Origin of the sequence: Mucilaginibacter sp. 5C4, assembly GCF_034345625.1 — a bacterium.
Lineage (GTDB): Bacteria > Bacteroidota > Bacteroidia > Sphingobacteriales > Sphingobacteriaceae > Mucilaginibacter > Mucilaginibacter aurantiaciroseus.
On sequence record NZ_CP133775.1, the window covers coordinates 1,988,038 to 2,009,829 of the forward strand.

Below are 21,792 nucleotides of genomic sequence, written 5' to 3' on the forward strand. Positions count from 1 at the left end.
AATTTACAAAATGATATTACAGATAGAAACAGCGACAACATCATGCTCGGTAGCTTTGGCCAACCGGGGGCAGGTATTGGCTTTTAAGGAGATAGACCAGCGTAACATCCACGCAGAGGTTATTACGGTTTATATTGATGAGATACTGGCGCAAAGCAACGTTGCTTATGCCGACTTGGATGCTATTGCCGTAAGCTGTGGGCCAGGTTCTTATACAGGCTTGCGTATTGGTGTATCTACCGCTAAAGGCCTGTGCTTCGCTTTAGATAAGCCGTTGATATCGGTAGAAACTTTGGCTGCTATGGCTACGGGAGTAGTAGCAGGTAATGCTATTGAAAGCGATTTGCTGTTATGCCCTATGATTGATGCCCGCCGTATGGAAGTTTACACCGCCATATTCAACCAGGCGGGAAGAATTGTAAAACCTACCGCTGCCGAGATCATTGATGCGAACAGCTTTGCAGATATTTTATCAGAAAATAAAGTATTGTTTTTTGGCGATGGTGCCGATAAGTGTAAAGAGGCTTTGAGCGATAACCCTAACGCGCAGTTCCTGCCAGGCTTTGCAAACTCTGCGAAGCATCTTACTCAAATTGCTTTAGCCAAATTTAACCGCGCCGATTTTGTGGATGTGGCTTACTTTGAGCCTTATTACCTGAAAGATTTTATTGCCGGAAAAAAAGCCGGGGCTTAGGTTCCGTCATCATCGTTACGGTGGAATACACTGTTCCATATGCGTTTAAATAGCCCGGGTTTTTCGCCCATCGGGATAAAGTTGGCATTTGTTGGGTGTTCTATCACATTGCCAAATTTAAGCGAGAAGCCCAAAAAGAAATCGGCACCGGTAAACGCCGAATTTTTATTTATCTGCGAATCGCTTTTGCCAACTCCCGCCCTGAATAAATTGGCGGTTTCTATCACCCTATCGCTGCCTATATAAAACTCTACATTAGGCGTTTTTACCATAAACTGCAAGCCCGCGTTAAACAAGCCATAGTTATTAACCGATGTAGTTAAGGTACCTACCAGGTTATTATATTGGAAAGGGTTAACTAAAGCGGCGGTGTAGCTATCGTAAAATATCTCCTTTTGCAGGATCAGCGTGGGCGAATATTTTAATTTGCGGTCATAATTAAACCAGTACGATTTGTTGGCGCTTAACTCAATTTTACCGTTGGTGGGTGTAACATATGAGCCCTGTGTATCACCGGAACGAATGATGGAAAAGGTGTTAGCATATAAATTATCTTCCCTGCGGCTGCCGCTTATGTTTTGGATTGTACGGGTTGTGTTGAAGTTGCTGGTGGTCGATTTACTATACCAGTGGATAAAACCAAGGTCTTTAACGTTAAACTGAATGTTGAAGTTATCGCGCGTGCGGATGGTTGAACCAAGGCTGATGGAAGCACCGGGGCTTCTAAAGGATGGTAAAATGTCGCGTGCAACAAATTGGCCGGGGGTAAAATTAATGCGGTATTTACCTTGTAAGGTCAAATCGGCCTGGTCGGCAGCCCTGTTAAAATCAATATTTGAGTGGTCAATTTGTAATTGCTGGTATTGTATCCCAAGTAAGGCACTTAACTTAACACCAAAAGAGAAGGTTTTGCTCACCTTTTCGCGATAGGTGGCGCTAAACTGGTGGTATGTTTGGTAGGTGTAGCTGTTGTTAAAAAGTTCGTCATAAGAGGGGTTCGTAAAGCGCGAACTGCTATTCAGTAAAAGCAGGCTTTCGTCTGTGAAAATGCCACGTCCTTCAGCCCTTGTTTGTATCGAAAAACCAACCTCCTGGTCGCCATCTAAACTCCTGAAAGATCTAAACATTAACGAATAAACGTTTGCGCTGATATTGGCGCGGCTAAATTTCCCTTCGCCAAGTGTTAAGCCTGCGCCTACGTATTTGCCTAAAAAGGCGCGGCTTTTTAACGGTACCTGGCCATTGCCGGTTACATAAAGATTGCTGTTGAAGTTGGGGATAAAAAAATTGAAGGCAAACTGCCTGCTGCTATCAGGGATAAAAGATGCCTGCGAAGGGTTTTCGAATGCGTCATACAAAGTACCTGTATTGTACTGCGAAAATTGCTGGCCAAAAGATGCAAGTGATATAAAAAGGAAACAAAAAGCCAGTAAAATATTCTTCATACACAGTCGCAATGCCAGGGGTTGTATTTGCTTTGTTTTTATAGCCTGTTTAACCCTTGGCTAATATTAGGGTAATTAACGTAAATATGGCGTTTTTGGTTGTGTTTTAGTTGTTTTTTTTACTAACAGTGCTATCCGGTTGGTTTTGTAACAAACAAAAATTGGTATAGAAATTTTTGTCGGTTGCGGCAAATTGGTAAGATGCGCCGTAAAAATTCTTTATGGATAATGAATTGTTTTTATAAGCAAGATAAAACTCATCTTTTAAACCATCCTTTAATATTTGCTGCGCGTTTTTAAAGTGAATAAAAAAAGCAACGTTACTTTTTTCGGCTAATAAATTATCAAATTTTACGTATTGCTCCGTTTTGTTCAAAAACTTGCGGTTAAGGTAGATGTCGTTATAACTCTCCAGCTCTTTGGTGCTGTTAGCCAGGATCAGGTAATTATCAATAATACGGAAGTATGGTTTTTTGAAAGCGTTAAAAGCATCGCCCAATAAAAAAAATGGAAGTTTGTTATAGTTGAACTGCCCCACATCGTCGCGCGCCATAGTGCTTATGTTAGTCATAAATGGCCTCAGTTTAGAGCCGTTTTTTACCGTGACTATAGCTAACTTTTCCTGGTAGCGGGTGGTTGCTACGGCAAACTCGTTACCCAACAGTTTTGCAAACTCGGCATTGAGGTTAATGCCTGTCTCGGCTTTGATCTTGCTGAATAGCGCGTCTTTCTCTTTTTGTAAACCTGCTTTATTTTGGAAATCGGATAGGTCGGTAGCAAATCTTGCCGGGTCAGACACGGCAAAATTTGTGGCGTATGCCGTTGTGTATGGGTAAAGGTCTTTCAGTTCGTTTACCACCGGTTGCTGGTTGGTAAATACGTTTAAGTAAGTGCCGGGCCTTTGGGTCTCAATATTAGTATAGCCGCTAAACATCACGGCATCATTCTTAAAATTAAGGTTTAGCGCGGCCAGTGCAGGTAACAGCCTGAAGGGTTTAAAAATATCGGTATTGCTATTTTGAAAGAGCTGGTTAAAAAGCGGGCCAAGGTGCTCGTAATTGATATATAGGTTAGCCAGCGAGTTTGAGTTCTGCTGATCTGGCAGCAGCATAAAGGCGTGTTTATCCCTGTCGGGTTTATAGTTTGCCGTTTGTGTGATCAGGTCTTTAGAAAAACTCCCCGAGTAAATATTAGCGTCTATATTAATAATATAGAACCGTTTTTTAAGCGAGTTGAAGTAGATATTATATCCGCGCTTCTCGCCAATTTTAAGGGGCGTTATCAGCATCCCTGTTTTTTGCTGTTTAGCCAGTTTGTCAAATTCGTTAAGGTCAATATCTTTTGCTGTAGATGCCGTTAGCAGCAGGTCTACCTGTGTGCTTTGCGATGGATGTACCGATACAAATACGTTGCGCCCGGTAAAAAATGAACTAAGTGCCGCGTTGTTGAACAGTACATTGCGCACGGTATCCAGCTCGTTCATTTTATCCTCGCCCATCAGGTTATGCAACAGTGTATTGCCGTTGTAGATATCGTAAAAGCTTTTCTCGTTGGTAAATTCAAACACCAGGGCGGCGCCATCAGGAATGGTGCGCATAATGTTGCCGGCATGCATACCCGATGTGTTTAAGTTTTTAAAATACTTAACGGTTATATATGCTGTTGCGGCAATTAAAATTAAAGTAATAACTATCAGTCGTTTCATTCCGTATTTGCGTGTGCAAGGTAGGAGTTATTAATTATTTATTGTCCCGATAGTTATCGGGATATTGATTTAGCGATCAAGCAATAAGAAATCGCTTTAGCCAAAAATCTACGAATATTTTTGGCTAAAGCCTTGATCGCCTCCTCCCAATTTAACCGTTGGCTGAAGCCCAATGGCAATGATTGATGGTTGAGCCAGCTTAAAAAGCTGAATATTAATTGCCGCCGCATTTATGGGGCGGTAGGTAAGGTACAAAAGGCGGCTTTAGCCCCAATTTACTATGCAGTTATTTTAAAAGCGATTTCCCTGCACCTTTCGCCTTTCATCTCATTTAGTTAACTTAGCCTTTTATATCTTCCATGAACAAACAAATAATAATTACAGCATCGCTACTGGGTGCATTGGCCGTAATTGCCGGTGCTTTTGGTGCCCACGCCCTAAAAGCCTCGTTATCAGCCCAACGGCTGGAAGTTTGGCAAACCGCTGTACAATACCAGTTTTACCACGTGTTCGCTTTGCTATTCCTGTCTACCTTTACCCGTTTCAAAAACAAGGTAATTGTAAGCACTTATTACCTGTTTACCTTTGGTATCGTATTTTTCTCGGGCTCGTTATATTTATTAGCCTGTCGCGATCTGTTGAATATGCCGGGCCTGGCAGTATTAGGCCCCATTACGCCAATTGGTGGTTTGCTGTTCATCATAGGATGGATCTTTTTAGCTTTCGCTGCTTTCAGAAACAAATAATTGCCCATGTTAGAATTTGCCGATGGTTTACAAGCTAATCGTAAAACCCTTTTTGTTGAGGTGGTTTTACCTTTGGCCATAAGCCGCAACTATACTTATCGAGTACCCTACGAGCTTAACAACGCCATTGTTGTTGGCAAGAGGGTGGTGGTGCAGTTTGGTAAAAGCAAATTGTACACCGCTGTTGTAGCCAATATAACGGAACACGCGCCCGAAAAGTACGAAGCCAAATACATTATTGATATACTGGACGACCAGCCCGTGGTTACCCCGCGTCAGCTACAATTCTGGAACTGGATAGCCGAATACTACATGTGCAACGAGGGCGAGGTGATGAACGCCGCCCTGCCATCGGCATTGAAATTGGCCAGCGAAACTAAAATTATGCTCAATAAGGATTTTGAGTATGATAAAGCAACGCTTAACGATAAAGAGTACCTGATCACCGAGGCGCTGGACATCCAACCCGAGCTAACCATCAGCGATATTGCCAAGCTGCTGGGGCAAAAAACAGTGATGCCTATCCTAAAAACCCTGTTCGAGAAAAACATCATCACTATATCCGAGGAAGTGAGCGAACGGTACAAACCCCGCAAACGTACTTACTTAACCCTTAACCCGGCCTACCATAACCAGGACGCGCTGAAAGAACTCTTTGGTATTCTGGAGAAACGCGCCCCAAAACAGGCGGATGCGGTACTTGCTTTTATCAAATTATCGCGCCAGCAAAAGACTATATCTAAAAGCGAACTGATAGAGGCAAGCGGCAGCGGCGATACCAGTATTAAATCGCTGATAGAAAAAGACGTTTTTATTGCCGAGGATAAAACGGTAAGCAGGTTGGGGTATGATGAGGATGAAGACCAGCTAAGCAATTTTATATTAAGCCCTGCGCAGGAAATTGCCCTTGCCCAAACGCAGGAGCAATTTTTAGAAAAAGATGTGGTGCTGCTACATGGCGTAACCTCGTCAGGCAAAACGCAGATCTACATCAAACTGATAGAAGAGATGGTAGCCGGCGGCAGGCAGGTGCTTTACCTGTTGCCCGAGATAGCCTTGACCACCCACATTATAGAACGCCTGCGGGTTTACTTTGGCGGCACAATTGGTGTTTACCACTCCCGTTTTAATGATAACGAACGGGTAGAGGTTTGGCAGAAAGTATTAAACGGCGATTACAAGGTTGTGCTTGGCGCTCGTTCATCGGTATTCCTTCCGTTTAACGATCTGGGGTTAATTATCGTTGATGAAGAACACGAAACCTCCTACAAACAATACGACCCGGCACCACGCTATAACGCCCGCGACGCCGCCATTTACCTGGCTAATATATATAAGGGCAAGGTGCTGTTAGGTTCGGCTACGCCATCGTTCGAGACCTATTATAATGCCCGTGTGCATAAATATGGTTTGGTGGAGTTGATGGAGCGATACGGCGGTGTGGAGTTGCCGCTAATAGAGGTGGTAAGCATCTCTGAAGAAACCAAACGCAAAACCATGCAGTCGCACTTTAGTAGCGTGCTGATGCAGGATATGCAGCTGGCCTTAGATAATAAGGAGCAGGTGATATTGTTCCAAAACCGCCGTGGATATGCGCCGGTGCTGATGTGTAAGGTTTGCGCATACACGCCAAAATGTATTAACTGTGATGTTAGTCTAACCTACCACAAACATACCCATAAGCTACATTGCCACTACTGCGGCTATAAAGAAGATACCCCAACCATTTGCCCGGCGTGTGGCTCTACCCATTTAGAATATAAGGGTTTTGGTACCGAAAAGGTGGAGGACGAGCTATCTGTATTGATGCCAAACGTTCGCCTGGCACGGATGGACCTGGATACCACCCGGTCGCGCAACTCCCTGCAAATCATCCTGAATAACCTGGAGGAGAAAAAGATAGATATACTGATAGGTACCCAAATGGTTGCCAAGGGTTTGGATTTTGCCGATGTTACGGTTATCGGTATCATTAATGCCGATAGCTTACTTAAATATCCCGATTACCGCGCTAACGAGCGCAGCTACCAGATGCTTTCGCAGGTAAGCGGCAGGGCAGGGCGTAGGGGTAAACAGGGCAAGGTGGTGATTCAAACTTATGACCCTAATCACCGGGTAATAAAGCAGGTGATAGAGAGCGATTATAACGACCTGTACTTTACCGAAATGGAAGAGCGGAAAAGCTTTAAATACCCGCCGTACTTCCGTATCATCAGCATGGATCTGAAGCATAAAAACCCCGAGATACTTTACAACCAGGCCGAGTACATGGCCAATGAACTGCACAAGCATTTTGGCGATAGGGTGATTGGTCCCGAGGCTCCACTCATCAACCGCATCCGCAATTATTATATCAAATCTATCATGCTCAAATTCGAGCGCGACACCATTTCTATCGTTAAGGCAAAAGCCATCATCAGGGATGTAATTACACAGTTCCAAACCACCAAACTGAGCAAAGGCAGCGTTGTCCAGCCGGATGTTGACCCTTATTAGGGATATTTAAAGTTTATTTGATTTTTTTAATAAAAAACGATTTAAGTATGGTTTATTTATTAGTGATAGATATGAAATATATTATCTAAAAAAAATATATGAAGTAATTAAAGGTTTACGAAATTTATTTTGTGATAACCGCACCCGATAGAAGGCTGATTTATCTACCTGCTATTGGGTGTTTTTATGCGTTAGTGTGTGCACCTATTGTTCATACTACTAAATGATTTTATATTTATCGCAACTTAAAGCCTTAATGAAGCTATTAATACGAAGCTTATTCTTCGCCGTATTCCCCCCAGGGCAAAATGCCAGTATGTTAAAATAAACCGCTTGAGTGGTAATCCGTATTTTCTAAAAAGATAGGTTAAACAATTATTGAAATTTCAGCAGGATATTATTATATAATATATGAATAAATATTGGCTGAATTTTTAATATCCTATCGGGTTAAAACACCCTAAATAAACGGGGTTATAACTCGGTTGCCAAAAACCAATTGCACCTACTTTTAAGCTTAATAAGTAACCGGTTATTAATAACCGAACTATTGAAAATTAGCTCACAAGATATTTAACGTACACTCACAACCAATCATGAAACCTACAATTAAACTTGCACTTGTATTAAACCTGTTTTTAGGTTTAAACCTTGCGGCAAATGCTCAAACACCGGCTGCTGCAACCCAATCTACCGAATTAAAGTACCGCAGGAGTTCGCTGCACCTTATCCTGCTGGAGTCGGAAGATTTCCCGCGTAAAGATGTGGTGATAAAAGCCTATCACGAGGCGCCATTTCCCGATAAATATAACAACCACGAAATTGCTGTTAAGGGCGTAAACCCAACATCGTACCTGCTAACCGATGCCGAAAAAGTAACCGCCGGTACCAAAAAGACAGGTATGTCGGCATTTGGTGCAAACTTGTTATCGGGCGCTACCGCCGGTATTGTTGATAAGGATGCCGGCGATATGCCGATCGTGACCGATAAAATTGTAAAAGATAATAAAATAGCTAATCAGCTTGTTGCCAAATGGTTTAACAGGCAGGCAGATGGTTCGTTTGATATGAAACTGGTAGGCGAGCGTGGCTCTTACGACGCTACCGAAATGCAGGCCAATATAGCCAAAAGCAGCGCGAGGGGCACATCGTCGCTATCTGATGCCGGTGAAGAATTAATAGGCAACACCTTTGTGGTGTTAACCAAACTTAAATTTATTAGTAATGAGCCTATTGCGGCAGCAATACGTGAGGTGGCTAAATTAAAAGCAGGTAGTTTGCCTGCCATGTTCCAGCCAGCCGCCTACAAACTGCTTGACATGGCTTATAACAAAGCAAAAGAGGGTTACTCGGTTTGGACAACCTCTTACCTGTACAAGCTTAAATGGAACGACTCTACAGCCGCTATTTTCTATAATGATATGTGGATAGATAAGGGCGCCAAAATAGATAAAAAACGTATTGCCGCTTTTGATAACAGTAACCTGTTCCAGATGCAGTACATCGGCAGCGAAAAATCAAGCAGTTTGGTAACCTTCTCTCTAAAAGAAACCCGTACCGAAGACCAGGTAGTAGAATTGGCTACCGTGCGTAACGTAGAGCATGTTTTTGCCAAGCTGCAAAAAACTTACGAGGTATTTAAACCAAAAACGCCGATCTACTCGGGCGAGCCGGTTACCGCCAAAATTGGTATGAAGGAAGGGCTTGAAGGCGGGGAGAAATTTGAGGTGCTTGAGCAAACCGTAGATCCTAAGACCGGGCTTACCGCTTACGTCAAAAAAGGTACCGTTACGGTAGATAAAAAACAGATCTGGGATAACCGTTTCAACGCGGGCGAAGAAGTATCAACAGGCGATAATAAGGACAAGGACAAAAAAGATAAAGACAAACCGGTTATTGACCGTACCTACTTTAAGGGTGGCGGTAAATTTTACGCGGGCATGCTTTTAAGGCAAATAAAATAAATACTAAACCATATAAACAATGAAAAAACATAGTACAATTTGGGTGATGTTAGTGCTGCTGATAACGGGCTTTTCGACCACCGTTAACGCGCAAACAGACAAAAAGGCTAACGCTGCTACAGAAGCCTGGCGTTACGAACTGGAAGTAGCGGGCACAGGCATGCAGGGTACTTACTTATTAAAAGTGTGGTCGTACTCAAAAAAGCCTAATGTGGCTATTGAGCAGGCCAAAAAGAATGCCGTACATGGCATAATATTTAAAGGCTTCGCCGGCGAGCAGGGGATTTTGGGCAAACCACCGTTAACCACTAATTCAAATTTAGAGCAGGAGAAAGACGAATGGTTCAAAGCGTTCTTTGCTGATGGTGGCAAATACCAAAAGTTTGTTTCGTTATCAAGCGATGGCGCTATTGCTGCCGAAGACCGCATGAAGGTAGGCAAACAATATAAAACAGGTGTGCTGGTATCTGTAAACGTGGCCCTGCTACGTAAAGATCTGGAAGATGCCGGCATCATTAGATCATTAAGTGCAGGCTTTTAAATTAACCATCATGAAGAAAAATTTACTATACATAAGCCTTGCCGCCTTGCTTGCATTTAGCAGTTGCGCAGAGCAAAAAAAGCTGAACAGCAGCTACACCTACAAAACTGAATGCCTTGGCGTTGGCTTTGATGGCTCGCAACAGGTGCTGGCCTTTTCGGGCCTGCGTAATAAACAGGATGCTATTGAAGAAGCCAAAAAAGCAGCCATTCGCGAAGTGCTGTTCAACGGTTTGCGAGAGGGGAAACCCGATTGCGATGTGAAACCTATCCTGAATGAACCGAATGTGCAGGCAAACAATGAGGCGTACTTCAACAACTTCTTTACGTCGTCTTACAAAACCTTCGCGCTTTATATAGAGGAGCGCGCAGGTCAAAAAGCAAAAAACCAGCAAAAAGTTAAAGAAGTAGCACAAAGCACCGGCTATGTGATCAAGATCAGCAGGCCTGCACTTAAAGAGAAAATGATCGCCGACGGCATTTTGAGAAATTAATATTCATATCCCTAATAAATGAAAAGACAGATAATTAAAATAGCCCTTTTATTAGTAATGATATTGGGCGCGGCAACCGCAGGGTTTGCGCAGGCCAAAAAGCCAACTATTATGGTTGTGCCAAGTGATGTTTGGTGTAATACAAACGGGTACATGACCACCTATGACGACCAGGGCACCAAAGTAAAGATCCCTGATTATAAACGTGCATTCCAGGAAAACAACGACTTGCTGGCCGTGATCAGCAAAATAAACGGTATGATGGCCGACCGTGGGTTCCCGTTGAAGAACATGGAATCGGTTGTTAAAACACTTGAATCTGAACGTGCTGAAAATGCCGTGCTTACCTCAAAAAGCGGTGCAGGTGTATCTGAAAGCCCGATGGATAAACTGAAAAAGGTAGCCAAAGCAGATATTATTATTCAATTGACCTGGGACGTGTTGAAGACCGGCCCTAAAAAATCAGTACGCTTCACCCTGCAGGGAATTGATGCTTACAGCGATAAAGAAGTTGCAACTGCCGGTGGCACGGGTAACCCGTCGTTTTCGGCAGAAACCGCTGTATTGCTTGAGGAAGCTGTTGCCGATAAGATAGACAACTTTAATGTTGGCCTGCAACGCCATTTTGATGATCTGTTTGCCAATGGCCGTGAGATCATCATCCGTATCAAAAAATTCGATTCGTGGAAAAACGATCTTGAAACCGAATATGGTGGCAAAGAGCTTAACGTAGTTATTGAGGATTGGGTACGTGCCAACTCGCTTAAAGGCCGCTTTAGCAATACCGACGCGACTGAGAACGCGATGTTGTTTGAGCAGGTGCGTATCCCTTTATATGATGCAAATGGCAACGCCATTGATGCCCGTGGGTTTACCCGCGGCCTGCAAAAAATGCTGGCTGCTGCGCCATATTCCATTGTGAATAAGCTTACGGCTAAAGGCCTGGGGCAGGCGGTAATTGTACTTGGTGAAAAATAAAATTCAAAAGAAACAACCATGAAAAAATTGATCATAACCTGCATGTCGCTTCTTATTGTTGTGGGGAGCTATGCGCAAAAAAGACCAGCACCGTCTAACGATCGCGGCAAAGTAACTCTTGCGGCTTACATACCGGACCAGGTTGAGGGCCTGCCGGATGCTGCGCGCAATATGCTTGGCAACAAACTAAACCAGATCATTAGCCAAAACGGTTTTGGCGGCGACGAAGGCCAGCGCTTTATCATCACTTCCAATATTGTAGTGGCCAGTAAAGACATGCTATCTACCGCGCCACCGATGACCGCTTTAGTGCTTGATGTTAACCTGTATATTGGTGATGGTTACGAGGGCACCAAGTTTGCCAGTACGATATTATCGGTAAAAGGTGTTGGCGAGAACGAGGCCAAGGCTTATATCAACGCTTTTAAAAACATCAGCCTGGATAGCCCAAAACTGCAGGCTTTTGTAGAAAAAGGTAAAGAGAAGATCATTGCCTACTACAATACCCATTGCGATGTGATCATCAAACAAGCGCAAACACTTGCCAATACTGGCCGTATGGAAGAGGCTATTTATAACCTTACGTCTGTACCACAGGCATGCACTAACTGCTATGCCCGTTCCATGGCGCAGGTTGCACCTATCTATAAAAAGCAAATAGAGAAGGCTTGTTCGGTGAAATTAGCACAGGCTAAAACCGTGTTCACCGCCAACCAGGATGTGAATGGCGCGAATGCTGCAGGCGAGATTTTGCAACAAATAGACCCGTCAGCAACTTGCTATAAAGAAGTAAAAGTATTTATTGCGCAGATGGGCAAACGCGTAAAGGAAATTGATAACCGCGAGTGGAGCTTTAAACTGCAGGAGCAAAAGAACGACATGAGTATTATTAACGCCGCGCGCGATGTAGCTGTAGCCTATGCGGCACAGCCACGCACTACAGTATATAACGTGCATGGCTGGTGGTAAATACTGTAATGCATATTATCGTTTGGCTGAAGCCAATTAATGCTGTTACTTATCCGTCCCATAAATGGGGCTACAATGAATGAAAGCTATATTTCATTCATTGCCGGTGGCTTTAGCCAACGGTTAATGCAAATGAACTAATTGGCTTTAGCCTAAATTGAAAACACAGGTGAGCAAAGTGAATGCCTGAACATGTTAAAAACCTTAATGGTTAACTGCCAAAGCTTTATTGCAAGGCGGTAGCATATTACACAGGGAGCCGGCAAATTTGCCGGCTTTTTATATAACTTTGCCTTTGCAATGGCGTACAAATTTATTGATAATTACCGCGAACAAGGGGCACGGAAACGACTGGTTGAGATACTCAGCAAAAAGGGTATCGAGGACGAAAGGGTGTTGCATGCCATTGGTAAGGTGCCCCGCCATTACTTTTTCGATGAAACTTTCTGGAACCAGGCTTACAAGGATATTGCCTTCCCGATAGGGGCCGGGCAAACCATTTCGCAGCCCTATACGGTAGCTTATCAAACCGAACTGTTACACATTCAAAAAGGCGATAAAGTGCTGGAGATAGGTACAGGTTGCGGCTACCAAACTTGCGTGCTGATGGAAGTTGGCGCCAAAGTGTTCACCATAGAGCGCCAGGAAAAATTATACGAACGCACCATACAGGTGTTGCCTTACATGGGCTATAAACCAAAGTTCTTTTTGGGCGATGGTTCAATAGGTATTGCCGAAGATGCTCCCTACGACAAGATCATCGTAACCGCCGGTGCACCAACCGTTCCCGAAATATTGTTAAAACAACTCAAAATAGGCGGCATCCTTGTTATCCCGGTGGGCGATGAAAAATCCCAAAAGATGGTAACCGTCCTAAAAACCGCCGAGCATGATTATGAAAGGCATGTGCTGGATACGTTCAGGTTTGTGCCATTGGTGGGGGACCGGGCCTGGTAAGGTCAGTTGGCAGTTTGCACTTAATATACCTACTACCAGCTCACTATAGCCTTTCTAAATCTTTTTACCTAACTGCTTTAAAATTCCTAATTCGTTTGAGCTTCCCCAGCGCTCGGTCATTTTGCCGTTCTCGAATTTGCTTATTTGCATACCACGTGCCTTAATGGCTTTTCCGGTAGGCGCAATACCCATAAAATCACCATTATGTGTGCCGGTAACTTCATAAGCAAAACTTACATTTTCATCATCAGCTACTAAATGTTTTACTTCAATTTTTACATCGGGGAAGGCGGTGCGTAACTCAGTGAAAAAATCAATGTAACCCTGCGGGCCTGCAACTTGTCCGTCTGCCGGGTCATGGTCTACAGAACCTTCGGCAACAACATCTTTTAATGCTTCCAGGTTCCCGTTGTTTACGGCTTCGCCAAATTTTTTCTGTGCTTCTATATTTGCTTCTTTACTCATGATATGATATTTCAACATATCATACAATAGTGAAGCCAAGAACCGGGTTTTTGAAATAATACCCACGCCATTTAGGAATAAACGGCCTTCTGTTTAAATCTTATTGTTTTGGTTTCTTAACCTACCGTTTCATCGCCCTGTCCATCTCGATCTTCGTGTCGCGCTCTTTCATGGTTTCGCGTTTGTCGAAAGTCTTTTTACCCTGGGCGAGGCCTATTTCCAGCTTAGCAAAACCGCGTTCGCTGATGAATAGTGCAAGCGGGACTATGGTTAAGCCTTTTTCTTCGCCGCGGGTTAGTAGCTTTTTTAATTCTTTTTTGTTGAGCAGCAGGATGCGGTCGCGTTTGGCTTCGTGGTTATAGAACGAACCCATCGAATATTCGGAAATATGCAGATTACGTACATAAAGCTGGTTGCCAATAAAAGTGCAAAAGGCATCGTTCACGTTGGCCTTACCTTCGCGGATCGACTTTATTTCGGTACCTAAAAGCTGTATGCCGGCCGTGTACTTATCCAGTATATGGTATTCAAAATATGCCTTTTTATTTTTGATGTATAAGTTCTGCTCCATTACGCTGCAAATATGCAATATTTATAGGACTCAAGAGTAGTTCAGAAAATGCCGAGTTATTGGCAATCTCCGTTTTGTCTTGATTCTTGACTCTAAATGTCTTTTCTCTTCTGTTGAGGTTTCACAACCAGTACCGGTACATTCACCTTATGCCTTACCGAATCAACAGTAGTGCCAAATATCAGGTCTTTTAGGGCCTTATGCCCGTGCGAACCCATCACCACAAAGTCTATCTCAGTTTCTTTTACAATTTGTGCTATGGATGATGCCGCGCTGCCAAAGCCGATCTTAGCCTCGGCTTTGTAACCCAATTTAATTAAGGTATCAACATATTTCTCCAAATTGTCTACATCACTTTGGGTTTCGCTATCCATTACTTGCTTGCCGTAATATCGTGCCCCGGCGGTTTCTACCACGTGGATGAGGTTGTAGTGCGCCTTTTTACCACCCTGCATCAAAGCGTGGCGTATAGTGTCCTGGTCGTTCTTCGAAAAATCGATGGTGACACCTATCTGGTTATAATTCACCGCTTCCAGATTATCCAGTGCTGCCGCGATGCCGTGTGGTACATAAACAGAATGGTCGGTATGCTTGTAAAGCAACGGGCGCAGGAACACATATACTAACAGCAAACCGACCCCCACTGCGATGGGCGATATCACAAAGTGCACCAAATTAGCCGAGCCGGGGCTACCCGCAGCCCATGTTTCTATCTCCTGTATCACCAGCCTTACGTTTAGCCCTACTATTAGCGTAGCGAAAACCCAGGCCAGTATTTTTAAAGGAACACTGGTGGCAAATTTGCCCATGCGCTTCTTATCCGATGTAAAGTGGATGAGCGGGATAATGGCGAAACCTAATTGTAGGCTAAGCACCACCTGGCTTAGTATCAACAGCTTGCCTAAGCCTTCTTCCCCAAAATGGAGTATGGTAAAAAATGCCGGGATTATAGCAAGTAATCGCGTTAGCAAGCGGCGCAGCCAAGGGGCTATCCGCAGGTTCAAGTGGCCTTCCATGATGATCTGGCCTGCAAGCGTACCTGTAACGGTAGAACTTTGCCCGGCGGCTATCAGCGCTATAGCAAACAACGCAGGGGCCAGCTTGCCGAAGATGTTGGTCAGCAACTTATGTGCATCCTGTATCTCGGCAACTTCATGGAAACCATGCCCGAAAAACGCGCTTGCAGCTAATATCAATATAGCGGCATTTACAAAAAAAGCAAGGTTAAGCGCGATGGTGGTATCCCAAAAGTTATAGCGGATGGCGGTTTTAATGCCCTCCTCGCTGCGGTTTATCTTGCGGGTTTGCACCAGTGAGGAATGCAGGTACAGGTTATGCGGCATCACCGTAGCACCGATAATCCCAATAGCCAAATATAGCGATGTACTGTTCAGCTTGGTTGGCATAAAGCCTTTGGCAATATCTATAACGTTGGGCTGCACAATAAACATCTGCAATAAAAACGCGAAGCCCACTATAAATATAAGGGAGATAATAAAGCCCTCCAACTTGCGCATGCCTTTGTTAAGCAGGAATAGTAAAAGTAAGGTATCTAATAAAGTTATGGATACACCCCAGATCAGCGGTAAGCCAAAAAGTAGATTTAAACCTATTGCCATACCAATGATCTCGGCCAAATCGCAGGCTATGATGGCTATTTGCGCCAGTATATACAGGCAAAAGTTTACAAAACGGGGGTAAGTTTGTTTAGACGCCTGGGCAAGGTCCAATCCTCTTACAATTCCTAACCTTACTGCAAGGTTTTGCAGCAGCAGGGCTATCAGGTTGGAGAGTAGTAACACCCAGATCAGTTTATAGCCAAACTGGCTGCCGGCGGCAAGGTCGGTAGCCCAGTTGCCCGGGTCCATGTAGCCAACGCTTACTAAATAAGCGGGGCCTAAAAAGGAGAGTAGCTTGCGCCAGCCGGTTTTACCTTCGGTAATTACGGTGTTGTGTACGTTGCCTAACGAGTGGCTATCATGCTGTTGACTGGTCATAAGGCTATTAGCAGGTTGTTGGCCACATCGCGGCTTATTTGTAAATCTTTATTGTCCATTTGTAGTATTACCGTGTTGTCATAAGTGATGATCTCTTTCACCGTTATTTTTTTGCCGATGGTGAGTTGTTGCTTTTCCAGGTACTGCAAAAACACCGAGGAGTGGTCCCTAACGCCGGATATGATCCCGCAAACATTAACATCAACTGCCGAAATTGGTTTAAGATCATTCTGTTTAAAATTGCCCTGGCTATCAGGTATCGGGTCGCCATGCGGGTCGCGGGTGGGGAAGCCCATAAATTCATCTAGCCGGTCAATTAGTTCGGTAGAGGAAATATGTTCCATTTCTTCGGCCATCTCGTGCACCTCGTCCCATTTAAAGTTCAGCTTCTCCACCAAAAAATATTCCCAAAGGCGGTGCCTGCGAATGATGTTCACCGCCACCTTTTCTCCGGTTTGGGTTAAGCTAACGCCCTGGTAACGGGTATAATTGATCAAAAGCTTCTCGGCAAGCTTCCGCAGCATGTCCGTTACCGACGAGGCCTTGGTTGCCAGCTCGGCCGCGATTTGGTTAGTGCTCACATTCTCGGCTACCATGGATAGCTTGTAAATGGCTTTTAAATAGTTTTCTTCGGCTAAAGTATACATTTAAGCAAATCTAATTAAATTTTTAGGCTTGTCTAAAAATACAAATAAATATATAATATGTTTTGTTGGAATAGTTTTTTAAAAAATTATATTTTGTGGGATATAGAATGCTTTATATTTGCACGTACCATGGCTCAAGAATTAGATAAAATAGACCTACAGATACTTAAGATTTTACAGGAAAATGGCCGCATCACTAACTTGCAGCTATCGAATGAAATAGGCTTATCGCCCGCGCCAACTTTAGAGCGTGTGCGCAAACTGGAAAACGCGCATTTCATAAAAAGCTACCATGCCCTTGTCGACGAAGAAAAGCTCGGCTTAGGCATCAAAACTTTTATACAGATTTCGCTGGATTTCCACCAAAAGAACACCATCCAAACATTTTTGGACGAGATCCAAAGCATTAAAGAAGTTACCGAGTGCCACCACGTTACCGGCCAGTGCGACTTTTTGCTGAAAGTTTACGTGCGCGACATTAAGTCGTACGAACAACTCATTATGGAGAAGATCAGCCGCATCACCGTGGTAAAAACCTTCCAAACTATGATGATCATGAGCACGAGTAAAAAAGAGCCGATAGTGCCTTTGGAATACTAAGGAGATGTGCGAATGTGCATATATGTAAATGTGCAGATGACTTTAATGTATCATCTGCACATTTTTTGTTTAGTATCTTCATGTTTGTGCCATTAATCTCCGCTGTAACAATTATGGTTTTGGTTGTCTAAACAGCAATGAAACTTAAAAACCTACCCTGGATCCCATTCGCTTTTTTTGCTATTGCTATAGGCCTTTATCCATTACTTTATTTTTTGATTGATATGCGATCTAACGGTTTGTTGCAGTCAAAACCAAAAGCCATATTGGATAGCGGGATCTGGAACATCGCTTTTTATATTCACATTATTTGTGGCGGGATAGCGCTTTTAGTTGGTTGGACGCAGTTTAGCGCCCGTTTGCGCCGGCGTTACTTAAATGCACATCGGCTTGTAGGCAAAATATATGTTATAGCGGTAGCGCTAAGTAGCATAGCGGGATTGTACATCGCATTCTTTGCCACGGGTGGACTGATCTGTGTATTGGGTTTTGGCTCGTTAGCCATTATCTGGCTGATTAGTGATGTAAAGGCATACAGCACAATCAGGCAGGGCCATGTCAGTCAACATCAAAAATGGATGATCTGTAATTATGCGCTCACGTTTGCAGCTGTTACCTTGCGCATTTGGTTACCGTTACTATCCGCTTTTGTTTTCCATGATTTTATCCCGGCTTATCGCATTGTTTCCTGGTTATGCTGGGTGCCTAATCTTATCGTCGCGCTTATTATTATCAATAAAAGAAATGATACACCTGCCTTGATAAGTCAGCAGGTGTAAGGCAGTAAGCATTATATCCTGAGTCTTGGTTCTTGATATCTTGCCTCGCTCCTTATATCTGCCAATCAATTTCCGCTTTACCTTCTTTCTCTAAAAACTCGTTTGTTTTAGAAAAAGGTTTCGACCCAAAGAACCCGCCATGGCTTACCGCCAGTGGTGATGGGTGGGTTGACTTGATAACCAAATGATTATTATTTGGGTTGATGAGCGCCGCCTTTGATTGCGCGTAGGCTCCCCACAGGATGAATACGATGCCTTTCTTTTCGTCCGACAAAGTTTTAATCGCCGCATCGGTAAATTTCTCCCAACCCTTTTTTTGGTGCGAGCCTGCTGTGGCTGCCCTTACGGTTAGCGTGGCGTTTAATAATAGTACGCCTTGTTCAGCCCATTTGGTAAGGTCGCCGGTTTGGGGGATGGTAAAGCCTGTGATATCGGTAGCCAGTTCCTTATAAATGTTTTTTAACGATGGTGGTACAGCCACACCCTGTTGCACTGAGAACGATAGCCCATGCGCCTGGTTTGGGCCATGGTAGGGGTCCTGCCCCAGTATCACCACCTTCACATCATCAAACGGGGTGATGTTAAAAGCATTGAATATATCGGCCTTGCGGGGGTAGGTAACATGGCCTGCATCCTTCTCCGCTTTGAGGAAGGTTCTAAGATCATGCATGTATGGTTTTTCCAATTCCGCGCTTAAATGGTTTTTCCACGATGGTTCTAATTCTCCGGCCATAAATATTAAATACTGATGTTTTATTTAGCTTACAAATAACGATATTTGCACACTGTTTTATACTAATACAAATTATGTCGAATATAGTTAGGTTAATTATTGCTTGTGTTATAATGGGTGCGGGTGTTACGCTATGCGCCTTTGGCTTTTGGGGCTGGGGAATCACTCTGTTTTTATTAGGTGGCATCGCTTTGCTTACCTTCTTTTTTAACGAGAATATGCTGCTTGCGCAATTTTACCTGCGTAAAGAGAACTCTGCCAAAGCAGAACTTGCCCTTGCAAAGATCACCGATTACGAAAAACAACTTTACAAAAGCCAGCATGGTTATTACAACCTGCTTATTGGCTTAATAGAATCGCGCACTGCGCCGTTAAAGTCAGAAAAATACTTCAAGAAAGCCCTGCAATTGGGTATGGGCATGTCGCATAATATCGCATTAGCTAAATTGAGCCTGGCGGGTATAGCAATGGCTAAACGAAACAAGCGCGAAGCCGAAATTTACCTGAAAGAAGCAGCCAAGGAAGACAAGAACAAATTGCTTGCCGACCAGATAAAGATGATGAAGGGCCAGATGGCACAGATGGATAAGCAGCAGGTAGTACGCGGCGGTTTCCGTCAAAAATTCTAAAGAAGAATTATAAGGAAGCTTATTTCTCGTCGAGGTTGCTGTAATAATCAGGCTCAGACGAGTGGCCTTCTGATGGCTCGATGTGCCTGTCGACAATGTGGTTATAAAAACCGCTGTCCGCATCGTTCAATTTAGCTTTCGCGGGTTTAGATACCTCAACCATTTTTAGCAGGCTACGGATAAATGACAGGTCGAAATTACTCCTGTTAAGTTTTATCAGGTATTCGCTGTCGGTTATTTCAAGGATAGAATTTGTCATGGTATTCAATTATAGTGTGTCCGCTATAAAATTCAACAACTACTATTAATTGAAAGTTTCATTCCCTTTATCTTTTTGTTAAGAGATGGGGGGTAGCGGGTTGATTTACATCCCGTTATTGCGAGGTACGAAGCAATCTCTTTAGGACAATTGTACACCTTGCAATACTGGCTTTGCTTAAAGAGATTGCTTCGTACCTCGCAATGACGCGCGGACAGATAAAACAAAAAAAGTGCGCTGTTTCAGCGCACTTTTTTTGTTTTACCAAGTTCCTACCATGAACCATAAACTAATTCCTATTCAAACCAAGCCATCACCGCTTCTTTTGCAGGCATAGCTATTTCCAGTTTCATTTTTTTGCGCATGCCGCCAAGGTCGTTAAATACCTTGTTGGGGTTGCCTGCTTTTAATTCTTCAACGGTGTTGAAGCCCATTTTATTTAGTACCGGTACCCATTCTGCAGGTATCCCAATGTTTACAAAATCATCGGCTGATGCTACTTTAGCTTTGTATTCGGCACGCATTTGCGGGAAGAACAATACTTCCTGAATAGTGCTTTGGTTGGTCATCAGCATCACCAAACGGTCGATACCAATACCAAGGCCTGATGTTGGCGGCATACCGTATTCCAGTGAACGTAAAAAGTCGTCGTCCATCGCCATGGCCTCATCATCGCCTCGGCCGGCTAATATCAACTGCTCTTCAAAACGTTCGCGTTGGTCTATCGGGTCATTTAACTCCGAATAAGCGTTAGCTATCTCTTTACCATTCACGAACAGTTCGAAACGCTCTACCAAACCGTCTTTTGTACGGTGCTTTTTAGCAAGCGGCGTCATTTCGATAGGGTAATCGGTGATGTATGTCGGCTGGATCAGGTTGTGCTCAACTTTGGCGCTAAAAATCTCGTCTACCAGTTTGCCTTTACCCATGCTGGCATCCACTTCAATAGCCAACTCAGTACAAACCTTACGTAAGCCTTCTTCGTCCATGGCAGATACATCTATACCGGTATATTTCAGGATAGAATCATACATCGATAGTTTCTCGTACGGGCCTGCAAAGTTTATCTCGTTTTGGCCAACCTGTACCACAGGGATCCCGTGAACAGCTTTAGCAACGGTTTCCAAACATTCCTCCACCATAGCCATCATCCATATATAGTCTTTATAAGCTACATAGATCTCCATGGCGGTAAACTCCGGGTTGTGGGTACGGTCCATACCCTCGTTACGGAACATCTTGCCAAACTCGTACACACCATCAAAACCGGCTACAATAAGGCGTTTGAGGTAAAGCTCATTAGCAATACGCAAAAATAGCGGCATATCCAGCGTGTTGTGGTGCGTGGTGAACGGGCGGGCAGCAGCGCCACCGTGGATAGGCTGCAGGATAGGCGTTTCTACCTCCATCCAACCCTGGCCGTTAAAGTAATTACGCATAGCGGTGATCACCTTAGAACGGTTGATGAATATATTTTTATACTCCGGGTTAACGGTTAAATCCACATAACGCTGGCGGTAACGCATTTCGGGGTCGGTAAAACCATCGTGGATGGTACCATCTTCCTCGCGTTTTACAACAGGCAGTGGTTTAAGTGCTTTGGAAAGCACGGTAAGCTCCTGGGTATGTACCGAGATCTCGCCGGTTTGGGTCAAAAAAACGTAGCCTTTAATGCCCACGTAATCGCCAATATCTAAAAGCTTTTTAAATACAATATTGTAAAGGGTTTTATCTTCATCGGGGCAAATATCATCGCGTTTGATGTAGATCTGCACGCGGCCGGTACTATCCTGTACTTCAAAAAAGGAAGCGTTGCCCATAATACGGCGCGTCATGATGCGGCCGGCTATGGTAACCTGTTTATACCTATCCGGGGTAGCTTCAAAATTGTCATTAATGTCCTGTGCCCACGCGGTCACATCATAAGCTTCGGCAGGATAGGGGTTTATGCCCAGTTCGCGTAATTTTTGTAAAGATTCGCGACGTATAATTTCCTGTTCGGATAGTGCAATACTCATATTGTAAAAGGGTATTTATTAAGGCTGCAAAAATAGGATTTTTAGGTGAGATATGTATGGGATTTGAGATGTTAGATATGAGAATTGAGACAGAGTGAAAAGCAAC

General features: G+C 43.8%; 21 protein-coding genes. 12 read left to right on the forward strand and 9 right to left on the reverse strand.

Going from position 1 to position 21,792, the window contains the following annotated elements; translation table 11 throughout:
* The first annotated feature begins 10 nt into the window (after positions 1-10).
* A complete protein-coding gene (gene tsaB / locus RHM67_RS09415) occupies positions 11-694 on the forward strand; it encodes a tRNA (adenosine(37)-N6)-threonylcarbamoyltransferase complex dimerization subunit type 1 TsaB (RefSeq protein ID WP_322231920.1) in 684 nt (227 codons plus the stop codon).
* On the opposite strand, the gene RHM67_RS09420 is transcribed toward tsaB, so the two are convergent.
* Together RHM67_RS09420 and RHM67_RS09425 are read right to left on the reverse strand one after the other, a co-directional pair.
* A complete protein-coding gene (locus RHM67_RS09420; RefSeq protein ID WP_322231921.1) occupies positions 691-2,139 on the reverse strand; it encodes a DUF5723 family protein in 1,449 nt (482 codons plus the stop codon). The genes tsaB and RHM67_RS09420 overlap by 4 nt on opposite strands.
* A 106-nt stretch (positions 2,140-2,245) precedes the next feature.
* On the reverse strand, positions 2,246-3,844 hold the full coding sequence (locus RHM67_RS09425) for a hypothetical protein (RefSeq protein ID WP_322231922.1): 1,599 nt from the start codon (positions 3,842-3,844) through the stop codon (positions 2,246-2,248).
* A gap of 359 nt (positions 3,845-4,203) precedes the next feature.
* Here RHM67_RS09425 and RHM67_RS09430 point away from each other — a divergent pair, with 359 nt between their 5' ends.
* The 8 genes from RHM67_RS09430 to RHM67_RS09465 all read left to right on the forward strand — a co-directional run bounded on the left by RHM67_RS09430 (position 4,204) and on the right by RHM67_RS09465 (position 12,988).
* The gene (locus RHM67_RS09430; RefSeq protein WP_322231924.1) at positions 4,204-4,590 is read left to right on the forward strand and encodes a DUF423 domain-containing protein; all 387 of its coding nucleotides are present in this window, start codon (positions 4,204-4,206) and stop codon (positions 4,588-4,590) included.
* A 6-nt stretch (positions 4,591-4,596) separates the two neighbouring features.
* Complete coding sequence (gene priA / locus RHM67_RS09435) at positions 4,597-7,086, forward strand: replication restart helicase PriA (RefSeq protein ID WP_322231925.1); 2,490 nt, start codon at positions 4,597-4,599, stop codon at positions 7,084-7,086.
* 596 nt (positions 7,087-7,682) lie between these two features.
* Entirely contained in the window at positions 7,683-9,050 is a 1,368-nt protein-coding gene (locus RHM67_RS09440; RefSeq protein WP_322231927.1) for a hypothetical protein, read from the forward strand.
* A 19-nt stretch (positions 9,051-9,069) separates the two neighbouring features.
* Entirely contained in the window at positions 9,070-9,591 is a 522-nt protein-coding gene (locus tag RHM67_RS09445) for a hypothetical protein (RefSeq protein WP_322231929.1), read from the forward strand.
* A gap of 10 nt (positions 9,592-9,601) precedes the next feature.
* Positions 9,602-10,084, forward strand: coding sequence for a hypothetical protein (locus tag RHM67_RS09450; protein ID WP_322231931.1), 483 nt, complete (start codon positions 9,602-9,604; stop codon positions 10,082-10,084).
* Positions 10,085-10,102: 18 nt separating this feature from the next.
* Positions 10,103-11,062 (forward strand): DUF6175 family protein, encoded by a 960-nt coding sequence (locus tag RHM67_RS09455; protein WP_322231933.1) that lies wholly within the window; start codon positions 10,103-10,105, stop codon positions 11,060-11,062.
* An 18-nt stretch (positions 11,063-11,080) separates the two neighbouring features.
* A complete protein-coding gene (locus RHM67_RS09460; RefSeq protein WP_322231935.1) occupies positions 11,081-12,031 on the forward strand; it encodes a hypothetical protein in 951 nt (316 codons plus the stop codon).
* A gap of 300 nt (positions 12,032-12,331) precedes the next feature.
* The gene (locus RHM67_RS09465; RefSeq protein WP_322231937.1) at positions 12,332-12,988 is read left to right on the forward strand and encodes a protein-L-isoaspartate(D-aspartate) O-methyltransferase; all 657 of its coding nucleotides are present in this window, start codon (positions 12,332-12,334) and stop codon (positions 12,986-12,988) included.
* Positions 12,989-13,042: 54 nt separating this feature from the next.
* Here the strand turns inward: RHM67_RS09465 and RHM67_RS09470 are convergent, their stop codons facing one another.
* The 4 genes from RHM67_RS09470 to RHM67_RS09485 all read right to left on the reverse strand — a co-directional run bounded on the left by RHM67_RS09470 (position 13,043) and on the right by RHM67_RS09485 (position 16,668).
* Entirely contained in the window at positions 13,043-13,453 is a 411-nt protein-coding gene (locus RHM67_RS09470; RefSeq protein WP_322231938.1) for an ester cyclase, read from the reverse strand.
* A 121-nt stretch (positions 13,454-13,574) separates the two neighbouring features.
* Positions 13,575-14,024 carry an SsrA-binding protein SmpB gene (gene smpB / locus RHM67_RS09475; RefSeq protein WP_252757400.1) on the reverse strand — a complete coding sequence of 150 codons (450 nt, stop codon included), beginning with the start codon at positions 14,022-14,024 and terminating at the stop codon, positions 13,575-13,577.
* A 92-nt stretch (positions 14,025-14,116) separates the two neighbouring features.
* A complete protein-coding gene (locus tag RHM67_RS09480; RefSeq protein ID WP_322231939.1) occupies positions 14,117-16,021 on the reverse strand; it encodes an Nramp family divalent metal transporter in 1,905 nt (634 codons plus the stop codon).
* A complete protein-coding gene (locus tag RHM67_RS09485; RefSeq protein ID WP_322231941.1) occupies positions 16,018-16,668 on the reverse strand; it encodes a metal-dependent transcriptional regulator in 651 nt (216 codons plus the stop codon). The genes RHM67_RS09480 and RHM67_RS09485 overlap by 4 nt, the downstream gene beginning before the upstream one ends.
* Positions 16,669-16,797: 129 nt before the next feature.
* Here RHM67_RS09485 and RHM67_RS09490 point away from each other — a divergent pair, with 129 nt between their 5' ends.
* Positions 16,798-17,268, forward strand: coding sequence for an Lrp/AsnC family transcriptional regulator (locus tag RHM67_RS09490; protein WP_322231943.1), 471 nt, complete (start codon positions 16,798-16,800; stop codon positions 17,266-17,268).
* Between the two features lie 137 nt (positions 17,269-17,405).
* Positions 17,406-18,047, forward strand: coding sequence for a DUF2306 domain-containing protein (locus RHM67_RS09495; RefSeq protein WP_322231945.1), 642 nt, complete (start codon positions 17,406-17,408; stop codon positions 18,045-18,047).
* 52 nt (positions 18,048-18,099) lie between these two features.
* On the opposite strand, the gene ung is transcribed toward RHM67_RS09495, so the two are convergent.
* Complete coding sequence (gene ung, locus RHM67_RS09500) at positions 18,100-18,780, reverse strand: uracil-DNA glycosylase (RefSeq protein WP_322231946.1); 681 nt, start codon at positions 18,778-18,780, stop codon at positions 18,100-18,102.
* 74 nt (positions 18,781-18,854) lie between these two features.
* Here ung and RHM67_RS09505 point away from each other — a divergent pair, with 74 nt between their 5' ends.
* On the forward strand, positions 18,855-19,409 hold the full coding sequence (locus RHM67_RS09505; RefSeq protein WP_252757396.1) for a DUF2892 domain-containing protein: 555 nt from the start codon (positions 18,855-18,857) through the stop codon (positions 19,407-19,409).
* A 19-nt stretch (positions 19,410-19,428) separates the two neighbouring features.
* Here the strand turns inward: RHM67_RS09505 and RHM67_RS09510 are convergent, their stop codons facing one another.
* On the reverse strand, positions 19,429-19,668 hold the full coding sequence (locus RHM67_RS09510) for a hypothetical protein (protein WP_252757395.1): 240 nt from the start codon (positions 19,666-19,668) through the stop codon (positions 19,429-19,431).
* 296 nt (positions 19,669-19,964) lie between these two features.
* Positions 19,965-21,686 carry a lysine--tRNA ligase gene (gene lysS / locus RHM67_RS09515; protein ID WP_322231947.1) on the reverse strand — a complete coding sequence of 574 codons (1,722 nt, stop codon included), beginning with the start codon at positions 21,684-21,686 and terminating at the stop codon, positions 19,965-19,967.
* Positions 21,687-21,792 lie beyond the last annotated feature (106 nt).